Origin of the sequence: Streptomyces sp. SID12501, from assembly GCF_010550245.1 — a bacterium.
GTDB lineage: Bacteria > Actinomycetota > Actinomycetes > Streptomycetales > Streptomycetaceae > Streptomyces.
The window spans coordinates 1-381 of the sequence record NZ_JAAGLU010001105.1; the positions used below are offsets into that span (position 1 = coordinate 1).

The 381-nt window shown below is 77.2% G+C and carries 1 protein-coding gene; it reads right to left on the minus strand.

Annotation, left to right across the window (positions count from 1 at the left end):
* Window positions 1-381 (minus strand): hypothetical protein (locus G3I71_RS50035; protein ID WP_203733307.1); only part of this gene is annotated, 381 nt, incomplete at both ends.

The window sequence follows — 381 nt, forward strand, 5'->3', positions numbered from 1 at the left end:
CGTCGACGAGGTCCCACCAGCGGGTCGCTCGTGCGCTCCCCCGTCGCCCCCGGGTCCGACGGCGGACGTCCTCGAGCTCGTCCTCCCGCACCAGCCGCCGATGGATCGCCGAGTCCAGCACCGCCACCGCGTGCTCCCGGTCCAGCGTCGGCACCGTCTGGACGAGCGCCGTCACCGGGTCGACGACCATCACCGGACCGAGACGCTCGACACGCTCGGGCACGCCGCAGCGCACGTGCACGCCGCCGCCCGGCACGCGGTGCGTCCCGTCCAGCAGCGCGCCCTCGGGCCGGATCCGTGTGGGAAGCCCTTCGACGCCGAGCAGCGCGAGCGCGCAGGCCCCGACGGCCACGCCGAGCGCGCGGCCGACCGCCAGGACGC